Consider the following 21,906-nt stretch of genomic DNA (forward strand, 5'->3'; position numbering starts at 1 on the left):
GTGCATTATGGCAATAAATACACGGCCTTTCCGCGGCAGCGAGGCCATACTAACGTTGTCGTCCGTTGACAGTCGGGCGGGGACGCTGGCCGAACAGATCTTCAATACCGAATACAACATCGGCACCGTTGGCCGGGTTACGGGGGTGGAAGTCACCGTACAGACGGATCTGGAGGTGTTTCACGAGATCGGCACCCGCCAGCCTGCCACCCTGCATTCCGGTAACATTAACATCAGTGGGCGAGTGGAGCGCGCCTACATTAACGGTGCTCTGTTGCGCCTCCTGATGGGAGATCTCGCTAACGCCCAACAGGGAGAAGAATTACAACCCATTTTTAATATGATCATTGATCTCACCGAGATCGGCTCTCCGAACGGTCAGGGCGGTACAAAGGTCATCATCTCATTCGTGAGATTCGATGACTGGAAGCTAGTTGTACCGGAAGACGACTTCATCATGGAGAACGCCACCTTCAAGGCGCTGAGGATAGCCCGAGAAGAGAAGGACGGCGGTTAGTCACCATGACACTAAAGGCTGAAGATATCCTGGCCGGCAGTGCCATCACCCACAAGCTGGAGATACCGACAGATTTGCTGAAGGCCAACGGCAGTGGACCTGCCCACCGATTGGTTGTCCTACGCCCCCTGACCGTGCGCGATCTGCAGCGAATCAACAAGGCTGCCCGCGAAGATGACGGGCTGTCGGCGGCACTGATGATCCAGCAGGCTTTGGTGGAGCCGGCGCTGAAGCCAGACCAGGTTTCGCAACTGCCGGCGGGATTGGCGCGCTTTTTAGTCGACCAGATCAACATTCTCAGCGGCATCAGCACGCCGCAGAACGCCTTGGAAGAATTGGTCCAAGCCCCACTGGCCAAAGCCTGCTTTGTCCTGGCGAAGGAGTTTGGCTGGACGCCTGAACAGGTGAGCGGGATGACTATTGGCCAGATATTGCTCTATTTGGAGATGGCGCACGGGAGCGAATCGAAATGAATCGAGGCCCTGGTTGGTTCTCGTCGGCTTTTCGTTTATCCGCGGTTCTCAGCGGCGGCAGGGCGCCAGCGTGTTGGCAGCGCGACTTTGTTCGGAAGATTGAGGGATTGATCGCAGTGCGGCGAGGTGGCGCGTGGATCGAGGAATTTGGGGAGATTCACCCCAAACTGTGTGAAGGCCCCTTGCTGGGCACCACATTATCGGTGCTGACCGGACAGGCCAGCCAAGCGCAGGAGGCTGAGTCGAAAACTACCCGGCCCGGCAAGGCGAGGTTTGCCGCCCGGGAGCACCCTCCAGAACCCAAGCGGAATAGGACTACCTCGAATGTGCCAACCGATTCGCCGTTTCGGCCCAAGACTTCACATCGTCAATCAGTGGCCAAACGCAAGGCGCTTGAAACGGTGCCGGTGGGCAGTTCTGTACAGGCCCTGTCCCAGCTCCAAGCCCAAGCCGATCGTTTGCTGTTGAGTCGGCTTGTCGGTAGCGTGATTGCATTCGAACGGACAGAGCAGGCAAACATTAGATTTTCCCAGGTGAAGGAAAAACATCCCAAGGAAGCAAGCGTGCCGTCGGTCTGTGGGGATCCGGCGGCCCGGCAGGACTGGCTGAACCGTCTGGCGCAGAGGGCCGGAAAAATGATCACCCAAGAACAGTCGGATACAACGGGAACGGCGACACCCGCTCAGGGCAATGCGCAAATGCCCAGTCAATCGCCATCGTTGGAGGAACAATGGACGATGCCATTGGATGGCACATGCGCTTCCCTGGATATGCTGGACCGGCTTGTCCAAGAGGACTTCCCAGGCGATGAGGGTAATGGCGGAACGACACAGCGCCGCCCTTCACGCAGCAACCCATCGCCTTCCTCAGAGCAACCTCATCCCATTCGTCCCATTGTGAAAGCAGACGAATCTTCTCAAGGGTTGGATCAGTGGGACGGATGGCGTAGCGAATCGGCCAGTGGCGGCAATGAGTTAGAACCCAAGGCAACTCCGCCGGTTACCGCGCAGGCAGGCTCCCCGCTCTTGGCGCTGGAGCCTGGCGTAAACGGGGCAGCGGGGTATGGTGTGGGTGAAACGAAATCCTCAGCGCCGATTATTCCGGCGAATGTGACGCCCTCACTACCGGACCTGCTGCCTCCACAGCGAGTCGGGGCGCCGCCGCTGCCGGTGGCTGCGGTTGCTGCTCGGCGAGGTGCGCGCGAAGAAGGACTGAAGGCAACAGACGACTTGGACATGTTGGCGGCGAAGATCAAGCAGATCCTGGACGAGCAGGCACGCCGCCACGGTATCGATGTGTAGCCCAGGGTAAGGATCATGCGACCCATGCTGGACGACATCGAGCTACCCCATGCCCAGGAAATCGCCACTATCGAGCGGCGCGTCCTGGCGGAGCACAAACCGCCTGGCATGGCGGGTAGCCTGCTGCAGAACCTGGGACGGCGTCCGGCGCGGCTGACGCTGTGGGGGGTTGCGACCGGCCCCGAAGCGCTGGAGTTTATCCAGAAGCTTGACGACAAATTCCGCGCAGCAACGCCGGTGCCTTTCATCGCCGACATCGTCAAGGATGCCGAGATCGAGCAGATGCTGATCGAGGACTTGAAACTACAGGATTTGTCCGGCAAGCCGGAGCGCTTTGCCTACGTGCTCACGCTCCGCGAATTCATCGAGCCGGTCGAACCCGAAGAGCCCTCGCTGCTGGACGGATCGATCCTGGATGAGGCTCAAAACCTCATGGACGATCTGGTGGATGGGCTCAATGTCGGGATGGACTTTGCGACCGGACTGGAACAGTTCGTCCCGCAGTTGTCCGATCTTCTTACTCGCCTGCAGGCGTTCAATCGCGGCGGGACGTAATCAAATCAACAGAGTCTTAAGGAGGAACCATGGCCGCACAAAATCTTTTCGAGGAACTCAAGCAAGCCTTGACGACCTTCAAGGATTTTCTCCACACCAACGTGGGTGTCATCAAACCGGCGGTTCAGGCGCTGAAATCTATCGTTCCGCAGGTTGGTGAATTGATCGGCAAGCTGATCGACCTGATGGGCAAGCTCAAGACCGAGATCAACAATCTGAATCCCAATGTCGTGCCGGGATTAGACAAAGTCTCCGAATTCACGACTGGCATTACCACGCTATTGACGACGGCAAAAAACCTGTTGCCGAATGAGGCGGGAGCGATCGACGAAGTGCTATCGGTTACCGATGTGGTCAGCTCTCTGCCGTCGCTGGACGCGGTAAAAGCCGAAATCATCGCTCTCCTCGATGCCATCATCGCCGATTTGAACCAGTTGAAATAAGGGCCTACGAGCCACCGAGACGGAGAGGGAAAGATGCCCGCCAAACCCATGCTCGATGACATCGAGCTGCAGTTGGTGCAGGACATCGAGGCCGAGGACGAGGAAGCCCTGGCTCAGCACGGCGTGCCGGCCCTGGAGGGGGACTTTCTCCAGGATTTGGGACGCCGCTCAAGCCGCGTCAGCCTCACGGGCGTGATGATCGGTGAGGAAGTGGCCGATGCCCTGAAAAAACTGCGGGACAAATTCCGCGCCGCAGAGCCCGTCTCCTTCGTCGCCGACATTGCCACGGCCACCAAAGTAGACAAGGTGCTGATCGAGGAAATGGGTATCAGGGACCTGGCCGGCAAGCCCGAACGCTTCGAATATGCGCTGACCCTGCGCGAGTTCATCCCACCGCCCCCGACCAAGCGGGAAGAACCACCCCCCCCACCTCCGCCACCCCCTCCGCCGCCCGTGGACACCGGAACGCTCATCGTCGAAGTAATCGTGGAGGGAGACCCGAACTTCGACTTCAGCAAAGTGACGGTGACCGTCGAAGGCACCCAGGACGACGGCACAGCGTTATCGCGCACCTTAACCAATCGGCAGAACAATGTCTGGACCGAAGAAGATTTCCCACCCGGACAATACACAGCCGAAGCCGTGGTGACCGAACTGCAGCCCATGTCCGGTTCTACGCAGGCGGCGGTGCGCGCCGGTCAGACTGCTCAAGCTCAGATCACACTGCACGCAGGAGCCGTTGTCGCTACAACGTTTCTTGTTCATTTCCGCTTCGACAACGCATTCCTTGAGCCCTGCATGCGTGAGGTAATGCGACAAGTAACGGAACACGCGGCCAATAACACCGACGAAAGGTTGGTAATCGTCGGTCACACAGATAAGACCGGCTCGAATCAATACAATCAATCGCTGTCGGAGCGGCGTGCGCGCAGCGTTTACGCCTATCTGACCTTTGGTCGCGATCGAACAGCAGCGATTAACGAGTGGAATGCATTACGGCGGCGGCGGCAACCACCTAATCAGCTGCCCACGGTAACGGATAATTGGGACGTACGGGAATATCAGCATATACTTCAGGATCTGGGTTTTTATTCGGGTGCCGTTGATGGACAGGATGGACCATTAACTCAAGATGCGGTAAGGGCTTATCGCTGCCACAAAGGACTTCCGGCTGGGACAACGGTTGACGACGAGGTCTGGAATGAGCTGATTCAGGATTATCTCGGGCAGGATTCCTTGGCAATACCCGAAAGTCAGTTCTTCCCGAATTGTAATGGGGAGATCCTCAAATGGTTGGGCTGCGGTGAAGAAGACCCGGTCAAGAACACGTCCGCTGCTCATCGCCCAAATCGGCGCACCGAATTGCTGTTTGTACGCGCAGACCGTTTGCCTTGCCAAGTACCACAGCCCGACACGTTTGATCTACCGGCCTCAGGTGCAGTGAATAGCAATTGGTGTCTTGGCCCTGGTTCAACTTCTAACCATTGCTGCATCGTTTCTCCCCACTTGCAACGCGCGTCAAATACTCCACAGCCTTGCCCGAATAATCCACAAGGACCATGGTGCCGACAGCCAGCCGAGCCGGGCACGATTGCAGTTGAAGGCTCGATTCAGCGGGAGCAACCGGACGGTACCCTTGAGCCTGTAGCCAACCAAGCATTCGTTCTTATCGCTCCTAATGGGCAATTCAAAGCTGGTGAACAATCCAATGGAGAGCCTACACCAGACCGTACCCGGGGAGGCACCGGCGCCGACCGTGGCACCTTCAGTTTTCCCAATTTGCCCATTGGTGTTTTTAGCCTCGAAGTAAGAACTCCAGCTTCAGCACCGGTACTCGTGAGGCTGCGCGACGGCACTGATGCAGACATCAAAGGGAACACCGTCTGCAAAGCACTGCGAGCTCCTAGCGATCGCCTGGAGGTGGTGATCGTCAACGCGCCGGTGCTACGCGAGATTCGTCTGCCAGTGGTGGCACACTTGATGACCGCGTTGAATCCCCTGACCCACGAGGTTCGTCTCTGTGCGTCTGGGGGTCGTCCTGAACGGCAAGCTACAGGTATCACTAACGCGGATGTGCGCGCTGCCCTTGATGAAGCCAACCGAATCTGGCGCCAGGCGCGTATCCGCTTCGAGCTTGAGGATGCCAACATTGTGCGTGAAACCTACGCCTTCCGCACCGATTGCGAGGTGGACGAGTCCGAGTTCACCATCCTCCTGGAGCGATGCGCCTATCCTGATGCCGTTAACGTATTCTTTGTCGGAGATCTGGCCGGACAAGGGGAGGCGGGGTTTGGGGTGTCCCCGGAAGGTGGAGCCGCGCTGGGCGTGGCTGGCTGCGCAGTGGGCGACAGGTTCCAAACCACTATTCTGGGGCCTCCTCTCAGTGTAACTCTGGATGCCCAGCAGCGGGCGCAGGTGCTGGCTCATGAACTGGGGCATTTTCTGAATCTAGATCATGCTGAGGACACCCCGGTGAATGCCAACCGGCTAATGCTGCCAGGCACATTCTCTGCCACCAACAGGACACTGATACAGGACGAGGTGAACCGCGCACGCACCTCCGGTGGTGCCACCGACGACTGCGTTCCTTTAAAGCTGCGCGTTAGTGGCGCGACCCAGATTGGAGGCAGCCTGAGTCATGAGTTCATCGTGATCCAGAACCCCACGGGCATCGTGACCGTAGACGCGGAGATCCCTGACCGGCTTCTAGCGCCCGACAGAGGCACACTTACGATGACCACCAATGGCAATCCATGCGCGAGCAACCGGCAGTGCATAGTGAGTACAGCTACCGCGGGCAGTACGAAGGCTGTAGCAATTTACACCCCTACGGGCAGCGGCCAGCCAGTCAGCCGGCAGGTAAACATCCGGGTGGTGACGTTCGAACTGGAGGTCGAGGGCGCCTGCCGCGTCGACGGCCCGGGCAGCACTACTTTTATCGCTGTCGAAGATACCACCCCAAATGCGCGCGTCACGGTTATCGCGCGTCTCAATCCGACGCCATTCTGCGTACCGGACACACTGGTCAACTGGGAAGGCGGCGACCAAGCACCCGATCCGCTCCGCCGTACCCTCTCGCTGGCAATACACGGCCAGACCACGATCCGGGCTACGGTGGGGGTAACGGCCCGGTCGGTGACAATCCTGGTATCGACCTTTAACTTGCGCGTCGAAGGCGCGACGCAGGTCGGCGCTCCGGCTGACAATACTTTCGTCGTCGTGCGCGATCCTGCTGCCGTTGTGACGATCATCGCTGAGATCAATCCGCCCCCAACGCCTATCCCGCCAAACATAGTGACGTGGGTAGGCGGCGTCCCAACCGCAGACCCCGTGAGCCGTAGGATCGTTCGGACACCTGCGGCCGAACTGCCAGTGCGTGCCACTCTCTGTGGGGTGACGCGCCAAGTGACGATTCAAGTGGTAGCGGTCGCCGACGTGACCAAGACTGCTCCTGTCCGCCCCGCATTTGACGAGATCAGTGACCCGAACGAACCGGTCTTGACGGTGTGCGGGACCGATGCCGCCAGCCTGCGGATAGACATCACGCCAGACACGGCACGCGTCTTCTATACCACGAATCCCAATAACATCGTAGACCTCAACCCGACTGATCGTGTCGGCGACGGCGAGGTGATTATTCGGCCGCGCCCGCTACCTGCCGGAACCAACCGCGTCAACGGCCGGGACACGCGGTTATCGGTGCGGATCGTCAACGCCGCCGGCCCTGAAGCACCCCACAACGGCCAGCCAGCACGCGTGCGCATCCGGCAGTTCGAGCAGATCGAGGCACATCTGTTTTTGCACGTCGTCCGAAACGATGCCGGCAATCTGCCCGGCACGACGCTGGCTAATGTGGTCAACACTTTCAATGCGGCCCTAACAGAAGCCAACACGCTCTGGGGACGGGCCTGTATCAGCCTCGTGCCCCGTCGCACGGCCGCAGGGGTACTCAACATTGACTTCATCGATGAGACTGATCTGCTGGACATCTCCGCCACGTTCGATGGCACTGGGGGCGTGATCTTCCCGGATAACGAGAATGACGCGCTGTTCACACACGGTGGAGTTAACCGGAACGCGGCCAATCCAAGCTTCATCAACTTGTATCTGATCGACCGATTCGACGGCGCGCCAACGCTCGGCGGTTTTGCCGGGGGTAACTTTCTGATCATCGTCAAGACGATGAACGGATCTCTGCTGGCCCACGAGTTGGGACATTGCCTGGGCTTACCCGACCTGGATACGGTCGCTGGAATCACCGATCTGGCTAAGCGCCAGATGCGTAGCGCAACACCAAGGGGCGAAATCTTGACCAGCAGCGGTACTGCTGGCGATGAAATCAATACGGCGCGCAACCGCGCCACAACTTTCACGGGGTGAGTGCCATGCAGCAGCAGATTCTGAACCTGATAAACCAGCGTTTTTTCACTGACGAGGAAGTATTGGGTCTCGGTCCGGAAGCCGTGCCGGCCTTGATCGCGCTTTTCGACGAGATAGTGAGCAACGAAATGGGTACGCAGCGGCAGGCCATCGTCCATATGCTGGGCTTGTTGGATGGCGATCAGGCCGTCGAGTTCTTGAAAGTACTTTATCACCAACTCGCGGGTCAAGACGAGACCTTGCAGATTGCAGTCTTGAGCGCCTTAGCTCGTACCGATCATGAGGCGGCGCTGGCGTTGGTGCTGCCATTGCTGGAAACTGGAGAGAAGCGAGTACGCAAAAATGCGATCGTTGGACTGCGCCATACCCGGCGGCCAGTGGTACTGGACAAGGTAAAGAAATGCGCCCAGTCGGATCCGGACCCATCGCTTCGCCGCTACGCAGAAGGGATAGCGGCTGAGATTGAAGAACACCTGCATAAGGATTAGCGCCATGCTCACTCCCGCTTATAAACTCACCCTCGGCCGCAAGCTCATCGACACCACCGACGAGCCCCAGGCTAGCATCGTGGTCCACTTGACCGTCATGCTCGACATGGACACGCCGGCTGACGAATTCAGGTTAGTGCTGGGCAACGTCGGCCGTTTCAGGCCGGGGCGGGAGGATGAGGCGAAGATCGAGCTGGGCTACGCGGACAATGGAGGCTTTACCCAAGTCATGACGGGGACGGTGGTCCGGGTCGAGCCGAATCTTAAGACGATCCGCGTTGCTGGGCACAGCGCCGCTGAAAAACTGCTGCGCACCTTCGTCGAGCAGACCTACGAGGACAAGACCGCCGGCGCCATTGTCCGCGACTTGGCTGACAAAGGCGGTGTCGATGTGGCGGCTGCCGAGGACGGAATCAACTTCCCCGCTTATGTGGTCGACGGACGGCGGAGCGTCCACCGCCACATGCGGGATCTGGCCGAGCTGTGCGGCTTCGATGTTTATATCAATGCCGACGGCAAGCTGGTGTTCGAGAAATTCATCGGCGGCAAGACCGTGCATGTGTTCGAGTTCGCCAAACACATCATCGAGCTGGAAGCGGATAAATCAAACCCGCACGCCGGGCGGATGGAGACCTTCGGCGAGAGCCGCGCCGGGCAGAACGGCGACGAGTCCTGGGCCTGGCTGACCAAAGATTTCAGTGGCGCTAAAGGACAAGCGGGGGTGGGCGATCCGCTCCTGCTTTTGGAGAAACCGGCGCTACGTACCCGCGATGGGGCCCGCACTGCCGCCCAGGCGACGATGACGGCGATTCAGCGCCTGACGTTGCGCGGGCGGTTGTCGTCGCTCGGCAGGCCCGAGGTCAAGCTGGGCGATGCGATCCGGTTGAGCGGCATGGCGGATAACATTCTGAACGTGAATTTCCAGGTGCGCAGCGTCACCCACCGGATCACCAAGCCGGGTGGCTTCACGACGACCGTCGGTTTTAGAGCGATACAGGTATAAGAGGAGCTACGCATGAGCACCATCGTCAGCACCATTCAAGAGATCGTCCGCCAGGAACTGCGCTCGGTACGCGTGGCAGAACTGGGCGTGGTGGAGGCCGTTTATCCTCATAGTGCCAGTAGCGACAAGGACAACTACGGCTGCGACGTGCGCCTGAAGAACAGCGGTCTCTTGCTCAAGCGCGTGCCTGTCGCCACCGGCCACATCGGCACGGTGGTCATTCCCAATGTCGGCGATCTGGTGCTGTTGGCCTTCGACAAGGGCGACGTCAATCAGCCCTTGATCATCGGGCGGCTTTATAACGATGAAGATCGTCCACCGCTCAACAACCCCGACGAGGTGATCTTCCGGCTGCCACTGGCCGAGACCGACGACAAGACCATCAAGGCGGCGATCCGCAATCATCAGGACCAATCGCCGCCGCGCGAGGTCATCATCGAGATGCCGCCCAAGATCACCGTGCGCATCACCGACGGCACCGTGCGGGCCACCGCCGGCAAGACCGAGATGAAGCTCGACCAGCCGAACGGCAGCGGCGGCACAGTAACAGTGGTCACCGGAAGGACCAAGATCACCATGAACCAGGATGGCGATGTGACGGTAGAGGCGGCCGGGGCGATGGCGCTCAAGGCGACCCGCGATCTGAGTCTGGAGGGAATGAACGTCTCCATCAAAGGCCAGTTGAAGACTGAGATCGAGGCCGGCACCCAGGCCACGCTGAAGGCCGGCCTGGGGGCGACGGTCAACGGCGGTCTTTCGTCTACTGTCCAAGGCGCCACGGTCAGCATCAAGGGGATCACCTCGTTCTCGCCATAAGGAGGCGCGCGATGCCCGGACCGCCGGTCACCATCGGCTGTCAAGTCATGATCACTCCCGGAGCTTCGGGTCCGCCGGACATGGGGACGATCCTTGGGATCTTCCCGCCGATCATCACGGCAGGCGGAATGCCCTTGGCGACCTCCGGCTCGCTGTGCCTGATGATCAACTCGGTGTGGGGTTTTCCCTACCCATTGGTCATTGGCCCCCTGGCGTCCAGCGGCGTGAGTGTGGGTGGCCGAGCGCTGGTGCGGACGTTCGACAATATTCCTACCCCGCCTGGCATCCTGACCATCCTGGGGCCGCCGGCCGCGCCCTTCGTCAACGATCAGTGGCCGCCATAATGGAAGGATAAGCACTATGCCTGCGACACATGCACGTCTTGGAACCGATCTTCGTCTTCTGCTCGATCTGGAGCACGTCAAGAGTAGCCGCGATCCAGGCCATGACTTGACGATCAGGCGACGTCCGGAGACGGAACAAGTGGATTTGGACACCTGGAGCAGCGTGGATAATTTGGTGCAGGCGCTCTTCCTCCGCTTCCTGACCCCGGCAGGCGAGCTGGCCATTCTGGGCCATCCCAACTACGGCTCACGGCTGGCCGAGCTGATCGGTGAACTTAACAATGAAACCAATCGTAATCGCGCGAAACTCTACGTCCTACAGGCGCTGGCCGATGAACCAAGAGTGAAAAAAATCCTCTCGGTTAAAGTGACCCAGAACCAAAGAGACCGAACCCGTATGGATATCGAAATAAAGCTACTGGCCGTAGACAGCGACACGCCCTTGAATCTGGTCTTCCCCTTCTTTCTCGAAGGAGGTATTTCTGCATGAACCCAGATACTATCAATCGCTTTGAGCGCCCCTACCAGGAGATTGTGGATGACATCCTCACCGCCATCGTCGGTGGCGTGGTCAACGAGCCCATCTTCTTTGACCTTAAAGAAACCTTCTACCCGCTGTCTCAGCGGGCTGCCGATGTGCGCAGCATCACCGGAACGTGGGACAAACGCCACTACACCTTCCAAAAAGAGGTGGACTTCATCTTCAGCGAAGGCGACAACGCCGTGGTCTGGCAGCCGGGCGCAACCCAGCCGGACGACGAGACGATCTTCTATGTAGACTATTTCCGCCCCGAAAGCCAAAGCCGCTCTCCCCTGTCTGATATTAATGTGGGCAGCGTCACCCGCACTTTAAGCGAAGCCATAGGCCGTGAGATCGCCACCGTCTACCAGCAGGTCAATCGAGCCTATTTGTCGGGCTTCATCGACACGGCAGAGGGACAGGCGCTGGATCTGGTGGTGTCGATCTTGGGGGTCAAGCGCAAGACGAAAGAGTTCGCCACCGGGCTGGTGACCTTCTTCCGCGATCCTGCTGCCGGCGATGGCAACGTCAGTCTTCCTGAAGGCATTGCCTTGAGCACGGCCAAGGGCGACGCGACGTTTGTGACCACAGACCTTCGAACTCTGCAGCGGGGTCAGGCGCGCATCGACGTGCCGGTGCGCGCCGGCGATGGCTCGAAAGGCGAGGCGGGGAAAGTTAAAGCCGGCGAAATCACCAAGCTGTCGCAGCCGATCACCGGCATCGCTCGCGTGACCAATTTCGAGGCCACCGTCCTCGGCGCGGAAGGCGAAACCGACGAGCAATTGCGCCTTCGCGCCAAAGCGAGACTGCGGGGACTCGGTAAAGCGACGTTGGCGGCGCTGGCCAACGCCATTTTCGAAGGCCGCGCCAAGCTGGCCGAGGTATGGGACCCGAACAGCCCCCCGGCCAAGCAATCGAAGCCCGGCGTCGTGACGCTACTGGTGGAAGCCGAGCCTGAGCGGTTCCCGAGTCTCACGGGAGCTGTGCACGAAACCCGCGCCGCGGGGGTACAGGCCACGGTGGTCGCCCGCTATGTGTTTTTCAAGCCCCGCATCAACGTCAAGATTCCCCCCGGCCCCGGCAAGGAGAAGATCAAGACCCAGATCATTGATGCGCTGCAGCAGTATGTGGATACTTTGAGCGCCGGCGCCCCAGCCAAGAGCGAGGACTTGCTGAAAGCCATAAAAGGGGTCAAGGATGTGAGCGAGGTGAAGATCGTAGACGTGATGGCCTGGCGCTCCGATATCGGACAGCCGGGCGCGGAAACGTTGATCGGTGCTTTGCTGGACGCTGTGGCTGTGGCGGGAGATGAGGCCGCCCGCCGCGAAGCCCTCACCCGCGTGTTGACCGAGGCCGCGCCTACGACAGCTAGCGCAAGACGCATTCCCGACCGGAGCCTGGTTCAAGGGGCGGGCGGTCAGCGCGCCACGGACACCGAAATCGAGGCGGGCAAGTTCCAGGTGGTGGCCAAAGTAAACAGTGAAGACTGGTGGGTCGTGCTCGACATAGAGCCAGCCGACATCGACGTGAGGGAGTAACAGGGCATGCCCACTAAGACCGATCGCATCCTCAGTTACCTGCCGTCCACCTTCCGGGCTTTGCCGAAGCCCACGGCGCTGTATTCGGTGGCGGATGCCTTCGGCAACGAATTATTGCAGGCGGAAAACAGCCTGGCGGCGCTCATGCTCGCCCACTGGGTAGATCACGCCGACCGGGGCGCTGAGCTGATCGACGACCTGGCCCGCATCGCCGCATTGTATGGTCTGGCCCCGCGGCCCGAAGAGAGCGTGGAGGAATTCCGCGAACACCTCAAACGTTATGTGCGCACATTCCTTGATGGCACGGTGACGGCGCAGGGGATCCTGCGGGTAACGGCGGAAGCGCTGGGACTCCACATCGCCGACGCCTACGATCAAATGGATGCCTGGTGGACGCGCGGTAACGAGACGCTGATCACTGTCGAGCCTCGAGGTGATGACGCCGCCCTACTCTTGTTCGGGGTCGATGCAGCCAGCGCGAAAGGTCAAGCGATCCTACCCGCTCGAATCGTCGGCAAGGTCGATTTAGGCAGCGGTGTCGATCTGAGCGGCGGGGCTAAGCTCCGTCTCAAGCTGGACGCTGCGGCGCCTGTGGATATCGACCTCGCGGGGCTGACGACGCTAGAGCAGATTGAGCAGGCGATCAACGCCCAGGTGAGCGGCGCGGCAAGCAAAGACGGTGGGCGTCTTGTGCTCCATTCGCCGACCAAGGGCGCTGCCAGCCGGCTGGAGGTACAGGAGATTCCGGACGATGCCGCGCCACGGCTCTTAGGTCTTCTACCCCACAGCTATCGCGGCACTGTTGCGACCAAGGCTGCGATCACGAGTAAGCCGCATTTGAGCGGCGAAGTCGATTTGAGTGAGGCGCGCTATCTCCGTCTGCTTATCGACGGTCAGCATCTCGCCGAGGTGGACTGCGCCGCAAAGGCAGCCGACCCAAGCCATCCCACCGCCGTCCAGCTTGAGCAGATCAAGCAGGCGATCAACGAAGCCTTGGGACCGGATGTCGCGTCGCATGACGGCAAATACCTCATCCTGACCTCGCCAACCTCCGGTTTCAACAGCAGCATCGCGTTCCAGCCGGCGGCGGCTCAGGATGCGAAGGCACGGCTCTTCGGTCCGATTGAAACCTTTCGTGCAGGACGGGATGCGCGACCGGCAGAAGCCGTCGGTATCCACGACCTGAGCCGCGGTGTGGATCTGAGCACCCGTACGAGGCTCCGTATTCGGGTGGACAGCCGCCCGCCGGTCACCGTTTTCTGCGCGGGCAACGATCCGGCCAATACCCTTCTCAGTGAGATCACAGCCGCGCTGACAGCTCAACTGGGTCTTGGAACCGCCTTCCATGACGGCCGTTTTCTCCATCTGGCTTCGCCGACAGCCGGTCCTGCCAGCTCAATCGTGTTTGAGTCCTTGCCGCCGGATGAGGACGCTGCGGAGATCCTCTTCGGCGTCTCATCGAGGATATTCACAGGCTCCGACGCGACGAACGCCGGTTTAGTCGGAACGCCAGATTTGAGCGTTGGCGTCGACCTGGCGGCCCTGCATGCCATTCAGATCGCCGTCGATGGCGGCGAGCCTGTCGAAGTGAACGCGCACGGAGAAGCGGTCGACGCGCGCACGGTCAAGCCCAACGAAATCGCCAAGGCGATCAACACGACGCTGAAGAAGGACGTTGCCTCCCACGATGGTCACCACATCATCCTTACCTCGCAGATTACGGGTGAGGCAAGCCAGATCATCATCAAGCCATTAACGGTAATCCGTCACCGGCGATTCGTCACCCGCGCCTTTACCACCGACGATGCAGCCCAGGCGGTGTTTGGATTCTTTTCCAAAGAAGCGCAAGGAACGCCCGCAACGGCCGCCCGCGTGGTCGGCATGACCGACTTGAGCCGCGGCGTCGATCTGCGCGAGGCGCGTTTTCTCAGATTGTCCATCGACGGGGACACTGCTGTGGATGTCGACTGTTCCGGGGCGCGACCCAGGGCAACATTGGTCGATGAGGTCGTGAGCAAGATCAATAGCGAACTCCACTCTTCTGTAGCCAGCCGTGATGGCGGGCATCTGATTCTGACCTCACCCAGTGCGGGTGGTGGCAGCCGCATTCAATTTGAGCCGAACCCTGGCGACGCGGTCGATATCTTGCTTGGAGCGCAGCCGGCGACCTTCCGGGGCCGCGATGCCAGCCGCGTCACGTTCACCGGCGTCATCGATCTGAGCGCCGGCATCGATCTTCCCGCCAACGCCGCGGTGAAACTCCGTGTCGATGGCGACGAGCTTGAGATTCCGCTGACGGAAGCCGCGCCGATCCACAAGACGTTGAACGAGATCGTAATTGCAATCAACCTTAAGTTCGACAAGATTGTCGCCCACCATGACAGCAAACACCTGATTTTGGCGTCGCCTTCCACGGGGAGTGCAAGCCGTATCGAGTTCTTGGTCCCAAGCGGTACGGACAGCACCAAGGTAATCTTTGGCATAACATCGCCGCGCACTTATCATGGTGAAGACGCCAAATCCGCCGAAGTCGTGGGCAAGGATTTGTTAGGCACAACCGACCTAAGCGTTGCCCGCTTCTTACGCCTTGCCATCAACGGTGGCGAATCCTTTTCCATTGATGGCGCGAAAGGCATAAGTGATCCCAAACAGAGTACGCTGGCAGAGATCGTAGAGAACGTCAAAGCTGCACTGACGACCGCACGGATTCCGGGCACTGCCAAGGCGGAAGCTAATCGCCTGATTCTGGCAACGACCACTACCGGCGCTACCAGCCGCATCGCCCTCTTGCCCTATACCGAGGGCGATGCGCGCTCGGTTCTTTTGGGCGAAATCCCGGATGTGACCACCGGCAACGATCCAGCCCCGGCTATTATCACCGGCGAAATCGATCTTCTCGCCTCAGCCAATCTAGCAGAGGCAAGGTTCTTGCGGTTGTCGGTAGACGGTGGGCGACCAGTGGATGTCGATATCGCCGGGGCCGCGCCTGCGACGACCTTTCTGGATGAGATCGTCGGCCGGATCAACGCAGTGGTTCCGGGGCTTGCCTCAAGCACCGACAACGATCGCCTGCGTCTTACTTCGCCAACAACGGATGAGGAGAGCCGGCTGGAAGTATTGCCGTTGCGGGCGCTTGAACTGATCGAATATCCGCCGGAACCGACGCAAGACCCTATACCCGAGCAACCGTCCCGTGCCGTGCGTCACGGCGACCGCTGGTCGGTCGAGAACGACGGCGCGGCGGAGGCCGATTTGAGGATTGTGTTGAACGCGCCCCACGGTGTTTTGGGGCCGGGGTTCGTGAACCACACACAGGGTTTGCGCATCCGGCTGATGATCGTCCTGCATCCCGGCGAGAGTGCCGAACTGTGGCGAGAACCGGCAGGGAATCTGCGCGCCGAAGTCATCGCCGCTGACGGCTCCAAGACTCCGGTGCCAGACGCACAGGTCCTGGCTGAGGCGTTGGATGAACACAAAAGCTGTGAAGTCGAGGGTGAAGGACCGGACAAAGCTGCCGCCCTTGTGTTGCCGCAGGGACGGTCGGAGTGGGCTTACCTGGATTGTCGCGGTGCGCGCTTCAATCGGGATCGTTTCGCCAAGGATCAACACGACCCGATCATTAAGACGTCCTTTGCGGGTAAGACATGCGCCGAGTGGGGCGTGTTCAATGTCAGCCGCTTCACCTGCCCACCGCCGAGCACCGAGTCTACCGTTTTTGCTTCCGCCGAGGCCCCACCTGATCCGTCGGTCAATATCCGCTTCCATTGGTTACAACACAGGGCGGGCGCATTTACGGTCAACCTTCCGGCAGACCTACCAGAACAGTTCGGCGGCCGCTTTAACCAGGCCCGCTTCGCCAAAGCTGGGGATAAGCCCGAGGAATTCAAGGATGTAGTCACTGAGCCGGACACCGATCCCGATTTTCTGGTAAAACGCATTGCAAGTTCAGCGCTGGTCACTGCAAAACAGGTTGATCGCGTACCGATCGGCTTCGTGGCAGTCACCATGCCTTTCCGTAAACCGCGCCGTCTCGCCGGTGGCAGCGATACGACATCCGCTCGGTTGTATCTCGCCGAGAAGGACGTCACCGGCTTTATCGAGCTGAGCGCCAGCCAGCCCGGAGCCTGGGGCAACGCCATCGCCGTCTCGGCGCGGAAATCCGGCCCGGCCCGCTTTGATGTGACGGTGAGTTACCAGGGTGCGCGCTTCGAGAACGCGCGGCGGATCGCGCTGGGCGGCGATACGCTTCCCGCCCTGACGGAAGATTTACTAAAACCCGGCCCGGTGGGCGTTCTGCAAGCCAAAGCCAGAGGCGTTAAAGCTACGGTGACACGAGACCGAGCCGAAGTCGATGACTAAACGATAACAATCCAAGAAAGGAGGTCCCACATGCCTACCGAAATAACCCCTTACATCAACCGCAATCCCGGTGACCTAGTCACTGCCGAGGACTGGAATGAGGTTCAGAAGAAGATTAAGGAAGACATCGCAAAACAGGTCAAAGACGCGATCGAAAAGATCGGCAAGGTGCCAAATGCGGGGAATGCAGACAGGTTGGAAAACAAAACGGCCGACGATCTGTCGGATGAGATTCTTGAAAAGGCGCGCCAAGAGCTTCCGACACGGACTGGCTATCGCAAGCTCTTTAAGCGGTTAAAGGCGGGTGAGGAAAAAGTGATCAAGCATGATCTTGAGGCCTGCCCATTGGTGGATGTCTATCAATTGGGGCTTTTCAAGGTCGTTTGCTCCGAAGACGATGAAAAGCATTTGGCGGAAGTAAACCTCTTCCTCTACCACACGAGCGAGCATAGGATCCGGTTCACGCCTCCAGTCGGCACCGCAGAATCCGTTGAGATCGAGCCGACAGACGGCCCCAAGTATCGGATCGCGTTTAAGGATCTGCTTGCGCTCTACAAGGTTGAGTACACCGACACCAGCAGCCTCGGCGACCTGGAGACCGAGTTCTGGAAGGCTTTCTTTGCTGCGCCCAACGATCCGTTTGACGACGATCAATATTGTCACTCCCCCTGGTTTGACCGGTGCTGCGGGGAAAAAAGGACCGTTAAGGACCTGAATCAGAAGGGGGATTGGAATGATATCTGGTTGAAGATGACACCCGGGAAGACAAATAACTACTCCGGCGCACCCCCGCCGGTGGCACCTGCTAACATCCAGGTGGTCCACTTTGACCTCAATACCCTTGGGATCAAGGATCTGCGGTCCCCCGCGGCTAACGCCGCAGATGCGAAGCTGATGATGCTGTTAAAGGTCTGACAGAAGCGGAGGGCGACAGAGTGATTCCTGGGTGTGGCCGATGACACTGACCGATCGCTACGACGGCAGCGACAGCCCGTTCGAGGGCGACCGCACGATCTTTTGGCGAAGTCTCCCGGCCGACGCGCGGGTGACGAAAGCTATCGTTAAGCTGAGGCCTACCAAGAGCGCTGCGGGACAGTTGTTCGAGGAGATCATTTCCTTTCCTAATGGGCAGGGCAGTTGGGGGGCAACTAAGACCACGGGCGCCGGCTTCGCGGAGGTAGATTTCCATAAGCGCCGCACGCTGGCCTTGGTGAGCGGAACCAATATCAAAACTGCGACGACACCCCCAACACCGCCAGACGGCGCCAATCTCCAGGTGGACTTGGGTGGCGGCGTATATGTAGAGATCAACGATAAGGGTGCGATCAAGGCTCCCAACGATAAGCTATTTGCTGTGCCTGCCGACGGTAAGTTACCGGGACTCCTTGTGACCAAGTTCAAATTGACTCGGGCGACGGGAAGCCTGGACGTCAGCAGCGTGACAATCCGCTCCGTCCCCACCAACGTCAGCTTGCGCCTCGGCGACCTGCCGCCGTTCTGGACCCACTTGGGGGAATTGACCGGGGAGGAGAGCTCTCCCGATTTTGCCGCCGTCCTGCAAGCGTCCCTCGCCGAGGCGAAGGTTGAAAATGGCTTTTATCAGATACCCGTGACCGTTCATTCCGACACCATCACCCGCCTGCAAATCACCCTGGAGATCGAATATGAAATCGAGGCGAGCGTCATGCCACAAGGACTGAACGAAGTGCTCTTGCCTTACGACTTCAGCAGTCTCCCCAAGGCGCAGGAGAACGTGTTGCAGCTTGCCGTGCCGGCCAACATGCGCGTTGCGCCAAACGGCGTCACGGCACAGGTTCGAGGGGCCTTCGAGGACAGCCGCGTCGTGTATGGACCGACCGGGGCGGTCACGCCAGCCGGTACCGCCGAAATCTCGCCTGCCATCTCCCAGGCACAGATCATATTGCCTCCCGAAACGCTCAAGGCTATGGCCTTCGATCTCTTCATGATGGTTACCCAAACCGTAAAGCTGCAATTGGACCTGCGCGAAGACCTGGACGGCAAACCGGGCGATGTCTCGCTCTTGCCGGGGGTGGTGAAGTTTGAGTTGCTCGCCCCTGTTGGAACAGCGCAGGACGGTAAAACCGCTAGTCAACCACATTGGGTCAGTGTCGCCTTGCCCACCGAATTTCAGTTTCGAAAAGGCCAGCGCTATTGGCTGGTGCTGCAATCTCTCGAAGGTCAAACCGCCTGGAACGCAACACCAGCCTTGGCCGGGATCGTGGAGATGCAACACAAGAAGGATGGCGGCCTTTCCTGGCGGGACACGATAGTCACCGGAATCTCTGGCGCCGCCAGCGCCATCTTCCGCCTGCGCCAGAAGCCGGAGCGGTTTGAGATACCCATCGAACTCCAGGTAGGCGCGGGCGAACAGGCGATCCGTGTCAACCTGGACCGCTTCCAACCCTTGGGGCGGGTGGATTTCGCGCTGGATTTCGACGAGATAGCGAAGGCCTTCAATCAATACCTGACCAAGGTGGCTCCGGCCACCTGTCCAGAGACCGAACACCTGGCCAACGGAGACTTTGAACAATGGCTGCGCGTTGGTGAGAAGCTCAGGATGCCGACCGTAATTCCGTTGCTCCAGGGAGTGAGCCCGACGGTAGTCGCGATCAGTGTGGATGGTCGATTGGCCTATGTTGGCTCTGACGACCTCATGCAGCTTGTCGACGGTGCCTGTAATACCGTGTTGGATGAACCGTTCGGTATTTCTGGTGTTCCGAACGCCCTTGTGTTTCATCCGGCGGGCGGTCGCGCTTATTTACTCGGCTTTAATCGGCTGCAAGTAATCGACACGGACACGCACACAACTTTAGGCGGCACTCTCAGCCTGAAAAGCGGTGCCAATTCCTTGGCGGTAAGCCCTGACGGTGGTCGGTTATATGTGACGGAGTATTACTACATCACTGGATACAATGAAGGGTTCATTCGGGCAATAGATACCTTAAAATTGGAACAGGCTGTTATCAAAGGTGCTCCAAAATTGGAAGACGTGACCACAGTGGCTATAGGTAACCCGATTCCTCTTGGACAGCAGCAGGAACCAACAGCCCTAGCCGTTGCGCCCGATGGGGACCGTTTATACGTGACGATCGTCAAGCATGGTGCAGGCGAGAGCGGGGAGGTTCGTATCTTTGAGACTGCCACCCTTCAGCAACTGGGTGCAGCCATCCCAGCGGGTCAAGAACCGAGGGCAATTGCTCTCACTCCCGATGGTAAGTGGGCGGTGGTTGCCAACAAAGGGAGCAACAATGTCAGCATAATTGATACGGTGCGCGGGACTGCCGTTGGCTCGGCCATTCCGGTTGGTACCGAGCCGGTCGCGGTAGTGGTCTCCCCAGATGGAGCTAAGGCGTATGTAGCGAATAGCGGCAGCGATAGCATAAGCGATAACATTAGTATCATTGATCTTGTTTCTAAGCGCTCCGCCGGGACGATCGACGTTAACGCGTCGCAGACCGCGATAGCCCTAACGCTGCAAGGCGATCGAATCTACGTCATCACGACTGACGGTGATAACAATTCTTTGGCGTTCATCCAGATCGGAGCGCGCTTGCCCGCCGAATGGAATCTGACCGCCGGCCGGGTGACGCCATTTTGTCTGCCCGATCCGTTTCATCTCATCGCAGTTCTTGGGGAGCTGTCTGATCTCCGCCAGAAGGGCGCGAATCCATCGCCGTCGGTGCTGTCCCAAACCGTACCAGTGGCGGAATCGTGCCCCTACGACTTCAGCTTCTGGGGTATCGCGACGGAGTCTGATGCAGTGGCGGAGGTGATGTGGATAAGCAAAGACTGCGGACTTATCCAGACTGATCGAGTGCCGATACAAGTATTGGAGCGACAAGCGGCGAAGATCAAGCCAGAGGCGTTCACTCGTGCTGTTGGTGTCGCTGCCCACCGCCCACAACTGGTTCTCCATCGCGTGCGATTAATGGCCCAGGCAGGCGCTCAGCAAGCCGAGATCCGCTTCAATGTGCCCGAAGGGGTGGTGGCGGGAATTGACCGGGTCTCTCTGAGCGCCACGACCGAGAGTATGGCCAATGCCGATCTGACTCTTCGGCAGGAGGGACAACTCGCCGGATGGAATCTGCTGTCCACTGCGGTTTCCGGCGTTACGGTGGTTGCTGTGGAGGGTGGGATTCAATTGAGAAACGCCGGCGCCGAAACCGCCGAATTGGTGCAGACCATTCCGGCAAAAGGCGACCAGCCATTTCGCCTTGAATTCCGAGGTCGCGCTCTCATCCGGCCATCGGTCAAGGACAAGCCCAGCATTGAACTCCGTTGGTTGAAGGCGGACCAGTCGCTCGTCGGTTCGCCCACCGTTTTGCAAGTCCTGCGGACCGGCGTGGATTCCATGCTTGCGAGCGGCACTTCGCCTGCTGGGGCGGCTGAAGCCGAAATACGTCTGGCTGTACCGTCTGGAACAACACTAGAGATCAAGCAAGTCTCCTTGAGATTCTCGACCGCCACGCCCGTACCCGTGACCTTCATAGCCCAGGCGCCTGGCGAATTAACCGTGTCGAACTGGCGAGTGCGTTTTGAACAAATTGAAGCCGCACCGCCTCGAATACCTGAAAAAGGGTTGTGTGCTCCCACGCCACCGGGACGACAACCAAGCGAAACTCCTCACGACTGCTGCTTCTGTCCGTGCTGTGAGAGCGAGCGGACCATGGCAGAGATTACGTCAATGGAGACCGGAGCTGAACGACCAGTCTCGGTAGGACGCTGCTCAACCTGTGGAACTGATTTGGTGCGTTTCGGTGGGAAGCGTGTCCCCGGAGCACAGCTTTTCCATCCGGGAGGGCGTGGAGTGTCTCGGGCTATTGTCTTTCACCCGATTTTATCAAGAGTCGTCACGCCTATAAAAGTAAAAGAAAGATCGAAAATCGAGGCACCTGCCCCAACACCTTTGACGGCTATTGTCGGCATCGGCGAGGGACGCGCCCGGCAACTGGCGGAGATTGGCATTGACTCGGTCGAAAAGCTGGCAACTGCGGCGCCAGAGGACGTGGCGCGGGCACTGAGGCGGGTCGGAGTGTCAGCGCAAAATGCCGCCCGACTCATCGACGAGGCGAAGCGGCTCTTGGTGTCAGGGGAAAAACCATAAGCGCCAACCGATGCATCGTCACTCTGCGGTGGGGAGATCCTATC

General features: G+C 59.3%; 15 protein-coding genes. All 15 read left to right on the forward strand.

The window, feature by feature from the left end:
• Nucleotides 1–7: 7 nt before the first annotated feature.
• The 15 genes from C3F12_08700 to C3F12_08770 are packed head-to-tail and all read left to right on the forward strand — an operon-like array spanning nt 8 to nt 21,862.
• Nucleotides 8–517 carry a hypothetical protein gene (locus tag C3F12_08700; GenBank protein ID PWB46125.1) on the forward strand — a complete coding sequence of 170 codons (510 nt, stop codon included), beginning with the start codon at nt 8–10 and terminating at the stop codon, nt 515–517.
• Between the two features lie 5 nt (nt 518–522).
• The gene (locus C3F12_08705; protein ID PWB46126.1) at nt 523–990 is read left to right on the forward strand and encodes a hypothetical protein; all 468 of its coding nucleotides are present in this window, start codon (nt 523–525) and stop codon (nt 988–990) included.
• Nucleotides 987–2,291, forward strand: a complete 1,305-nt coding sequence (locus C3F12_08710; protein ID PWB46127.1) for a hypothetical protein — start codon at nt 987–989, stop codon at nt 2,289–2,291. Before C3F12_08705 ends, C3F12_08710 begins: the two co-directional genes overlap by 4 nt.
• A 15-nt stretch (nt 2,292–2,306) precedes the next feature.
• The gene (locus tag C3F12_08715) at nt 2,307–2,846 is read left to right on the forward strand and encodes a hypothetical protein (protein ID PWB46128.1); all 540 of its coding nucleotides are present in this window, start codon (nt 2,307–2,309) and stop codon (nt 2,844–2,846) included.
• 29 nt (nt 2,847–2,875) lie between these two features.
• On the forward strand, nt 2,876–3,289 hold the full coding sequence (locus C3F12_08720; protein PWB46129.1) for a hypothetical protein: 414 nt from the start codon (nt 2,876–2,878) through the stop codon (nt 3,287–3,289).
• A gap of 33 nt (nt 3,290–3,322) precedes the next feature.
• A complete protein-coding gene (locus tag C3F12_08725; protein ID PWB46130.1) occupies nt 3,323–7,669 on the forward strand; it encodes a hypothetical protein in 4,347 nt (1,448 codons plus the stop codon).
• A 5-nt stretch (nt 7,670–7,674) separates the two neighbouring features.
• Entirely contained in the window at nt 7,675–8,157 is a 483-nt protein-coding gene (locus C3F12_08730) for a hypothetical protein (protein PWB46131.1), read from the forward strand.
• A gap of 4 nt (nt 8,158–8,161) precedes the next feature.
• Nucleotides 8,162–9,160, forward strand: a complete 999-nt coding sequence (locus C3F12_08735) for a hypothetical protein (protein PWB46132.1) — start codon at nt 8,162–8,164, stop codon at nt 9,158–9,160.
• Nucleotides 9,161–9,172: 12 nt separating this feature from the next.
• Complete coding sequence (locus tag C3F12_08740) at nt 9,173–9,976, forward strand: hypothetical protein (protein PWB46133.1); 804 nt, start codon at nt 9,173–9,175, stop codon at nt 9,974–9,976.
• An 11-nt stretch (nt 9,977–9,987) separates the two neighbouring features.
• Nucleotides 9,988–10,320: a hypothetical protein gene (locus C3F12_08745; GenBank protein PWB46134.1), complete on the forward strand. Its 333-nt coding sequence runs from the start codon at nt 9,988–9,990 to the stop codon at nt 10,318–10,320.
• Nucleotides 10,321–10,336: 16 nt separating this feature from the next.
• The gene (locus C3F12_08750) at nt 10,337–10,810 is read left to right on the forward strand and encodes a hypothetical protein (GenBank protein ID PWB46135.1); all 474 of its coding nucleotides are present in this window, start codon (nt 10,337–10,339) and stop codon (nt 10,808–10,810) included.
• The gene (locus tag C3F12_08755) at nt 10,807–12,378 is read left to right on the forward strand and encodes a hypothetical protein (protein PWB46136.1); all 1,572 of its coding nucleotides are present in this window, start codon (nt 10,807–10,809) and stop codon (nt 12,376–12,378) included. The genes C3F12_08750 and C3F12_08755 overlap by 4 nt, the downstream gene beginning before the upstream one ends.
• Before the next feature lie 6 nt (nt 12,379–12,384).
• Entirely contained in the window at nt 12,385–16,737 is a 4,353-nt protein-coding gene (locus C3F12_08760; protein ID PWB46137.1) for a hypothetical protein, read from the forward strand.
• Nucleotides 16,738–16,767: 30 nt separating this feature from the next.
• Nucleotides 16,768–17,652, forward strand: a complete 885-nt coding sequence (locus tag C3F12_08765) for a hypothetical protein (GenBank protein ID PWB46138.1) — start codon at nt 16,768–16,770, stop codon at nt 17,650–17,652.
• 40 nt (nt 17,653–17,692) lie between these two features.
• A complete protein-coding gene (locus C3F12_08770) occupies nt 17,693–21,862 on the forward strand; it encodes a hypothetical protein (protein ID PWB46139.1) in 4,170 nt (1,389 codons plus the stop codon).
• Nucleotides 21,863–21,906: the final 44 nt, after the last annotated feature.

The organism is Candidatus Methylomirabilota bacterium (genome assembly GCA_003104975.1).
Taxonomy (GTDB): domain Bacteria; phylum Methylomirabilota; class Methylomirabilia; order Methylomirabilales; family Methylomirabilaceae; genus Methylomirabilis.

What these genes read in the sequence shown, in the direction of transcription:
- C3F12_08700 (PWB46125.1), top strand. Translation starts at nt 8, where the DNA reads ATGGCAATAAATACACGGCCTTTCCGCGGCAGCGAGGCCATACTAACG.
- C3F12_08705 (PWB46126.1), top strand. Translation starts at nt 523, where the DNA reads ATGACACTAAAGGCTGAAGATATCCTGGCCGGCAGTGCCATCACCCAC.
- C3F12_08710 (PWB46127.1), top strand. Translation starts at nt 987, where the DNA reads ATGAATCGAGGCCCTGGTTGGTTCTCGTCGGCTTTTCGTTTATCCGCG.
- C3F12_08715 (PWB46128.1), top strand. Translation starts at nt 2,307, where the DNA reads ATGCGACCCATGCTGGACGACATCGAGCTACCCCATGCCCAGGAAATC.
- C3F12_08720 (PWB46129.1), top strand. Translation starts at nt 2,876, where the DNA reads ATGGCCGCACAAAATCTTTTCGAGGAACTCAAGCAAGCCTTGACGACC.
- C3F12_08725 (PWB46130.1), top strand. Translation starts at nt 3,323, where the DNA reads ATGCCCGCCAAACCCATGCTCGATGACATCGAGCTGCAGTTGGTGCAG.
- C3F12_08730 (PWB46131.1), top strand. Translation starts at nt 7,675, where the DNA reads ATGCAGCAGCAGATTCTGAACCTGATAAACCAGCGTTTTTTCACTGAC.
- C3F12_08735 (PWB46132.1), top strand. Translation starts at nt 8,162, where the DNA reads ATGCTCACTCCCGCTTATAAACTCACCCTCGGCCGCAAGCTCATCGAC.
- C3F12_08740 (PWB46133.1), top strand. Translation starts at nt 9,173, where the DNA reads ATGAGCACCATCGTCAGCACCATTCAAGAGATCGTCCGCCAGGAACTG.
- C3F12_08745 (PWB46134.1), top strand. Translation starts at nt 9,988, where the DNA reads ATGCCCGGACCGCCGGTCACCATCGGCTGTCAAGTCATGATCACTCCC.
- C3F12_08750 (PWB46135.1), top strand. Translation starts at nt 10,337, where the DNA reads ATGCCTGCGACACATGCACGTCTTGGAACCGATCTTCGTCTTCTGCTC.
- C3F12_08755 (PWB46136.1), top strand. Translation starts at nt 10,807, where the DNA reads ATGAACCCAGATACTATCAATCGCTTTGAGCGCCCCTACCAGGAGATT.
- C3F12_08760 (PWB46137.1), top strand. Translation starts at nt 12,385, where the DNA reads ATGCCCACTAAGACCGATCGCATCCTCAGTTACCTGCCGTCCACCTTC.
- C3F12_08765 (PWB46138.1), top strand. Translation starts at nt 16,768, where the DNA reads ATGCCTACCGAAATAACCCCTTACATCAACCGCAATCCCGGTGACCTA.
- C3F12_08770 (PWB46139.1), top strand. Translation starts at nt 17,693, where the DNA reads ATGACACTGACCGATCGCTACGACGGCAGCGACAGCCCGTTCGAGGGC.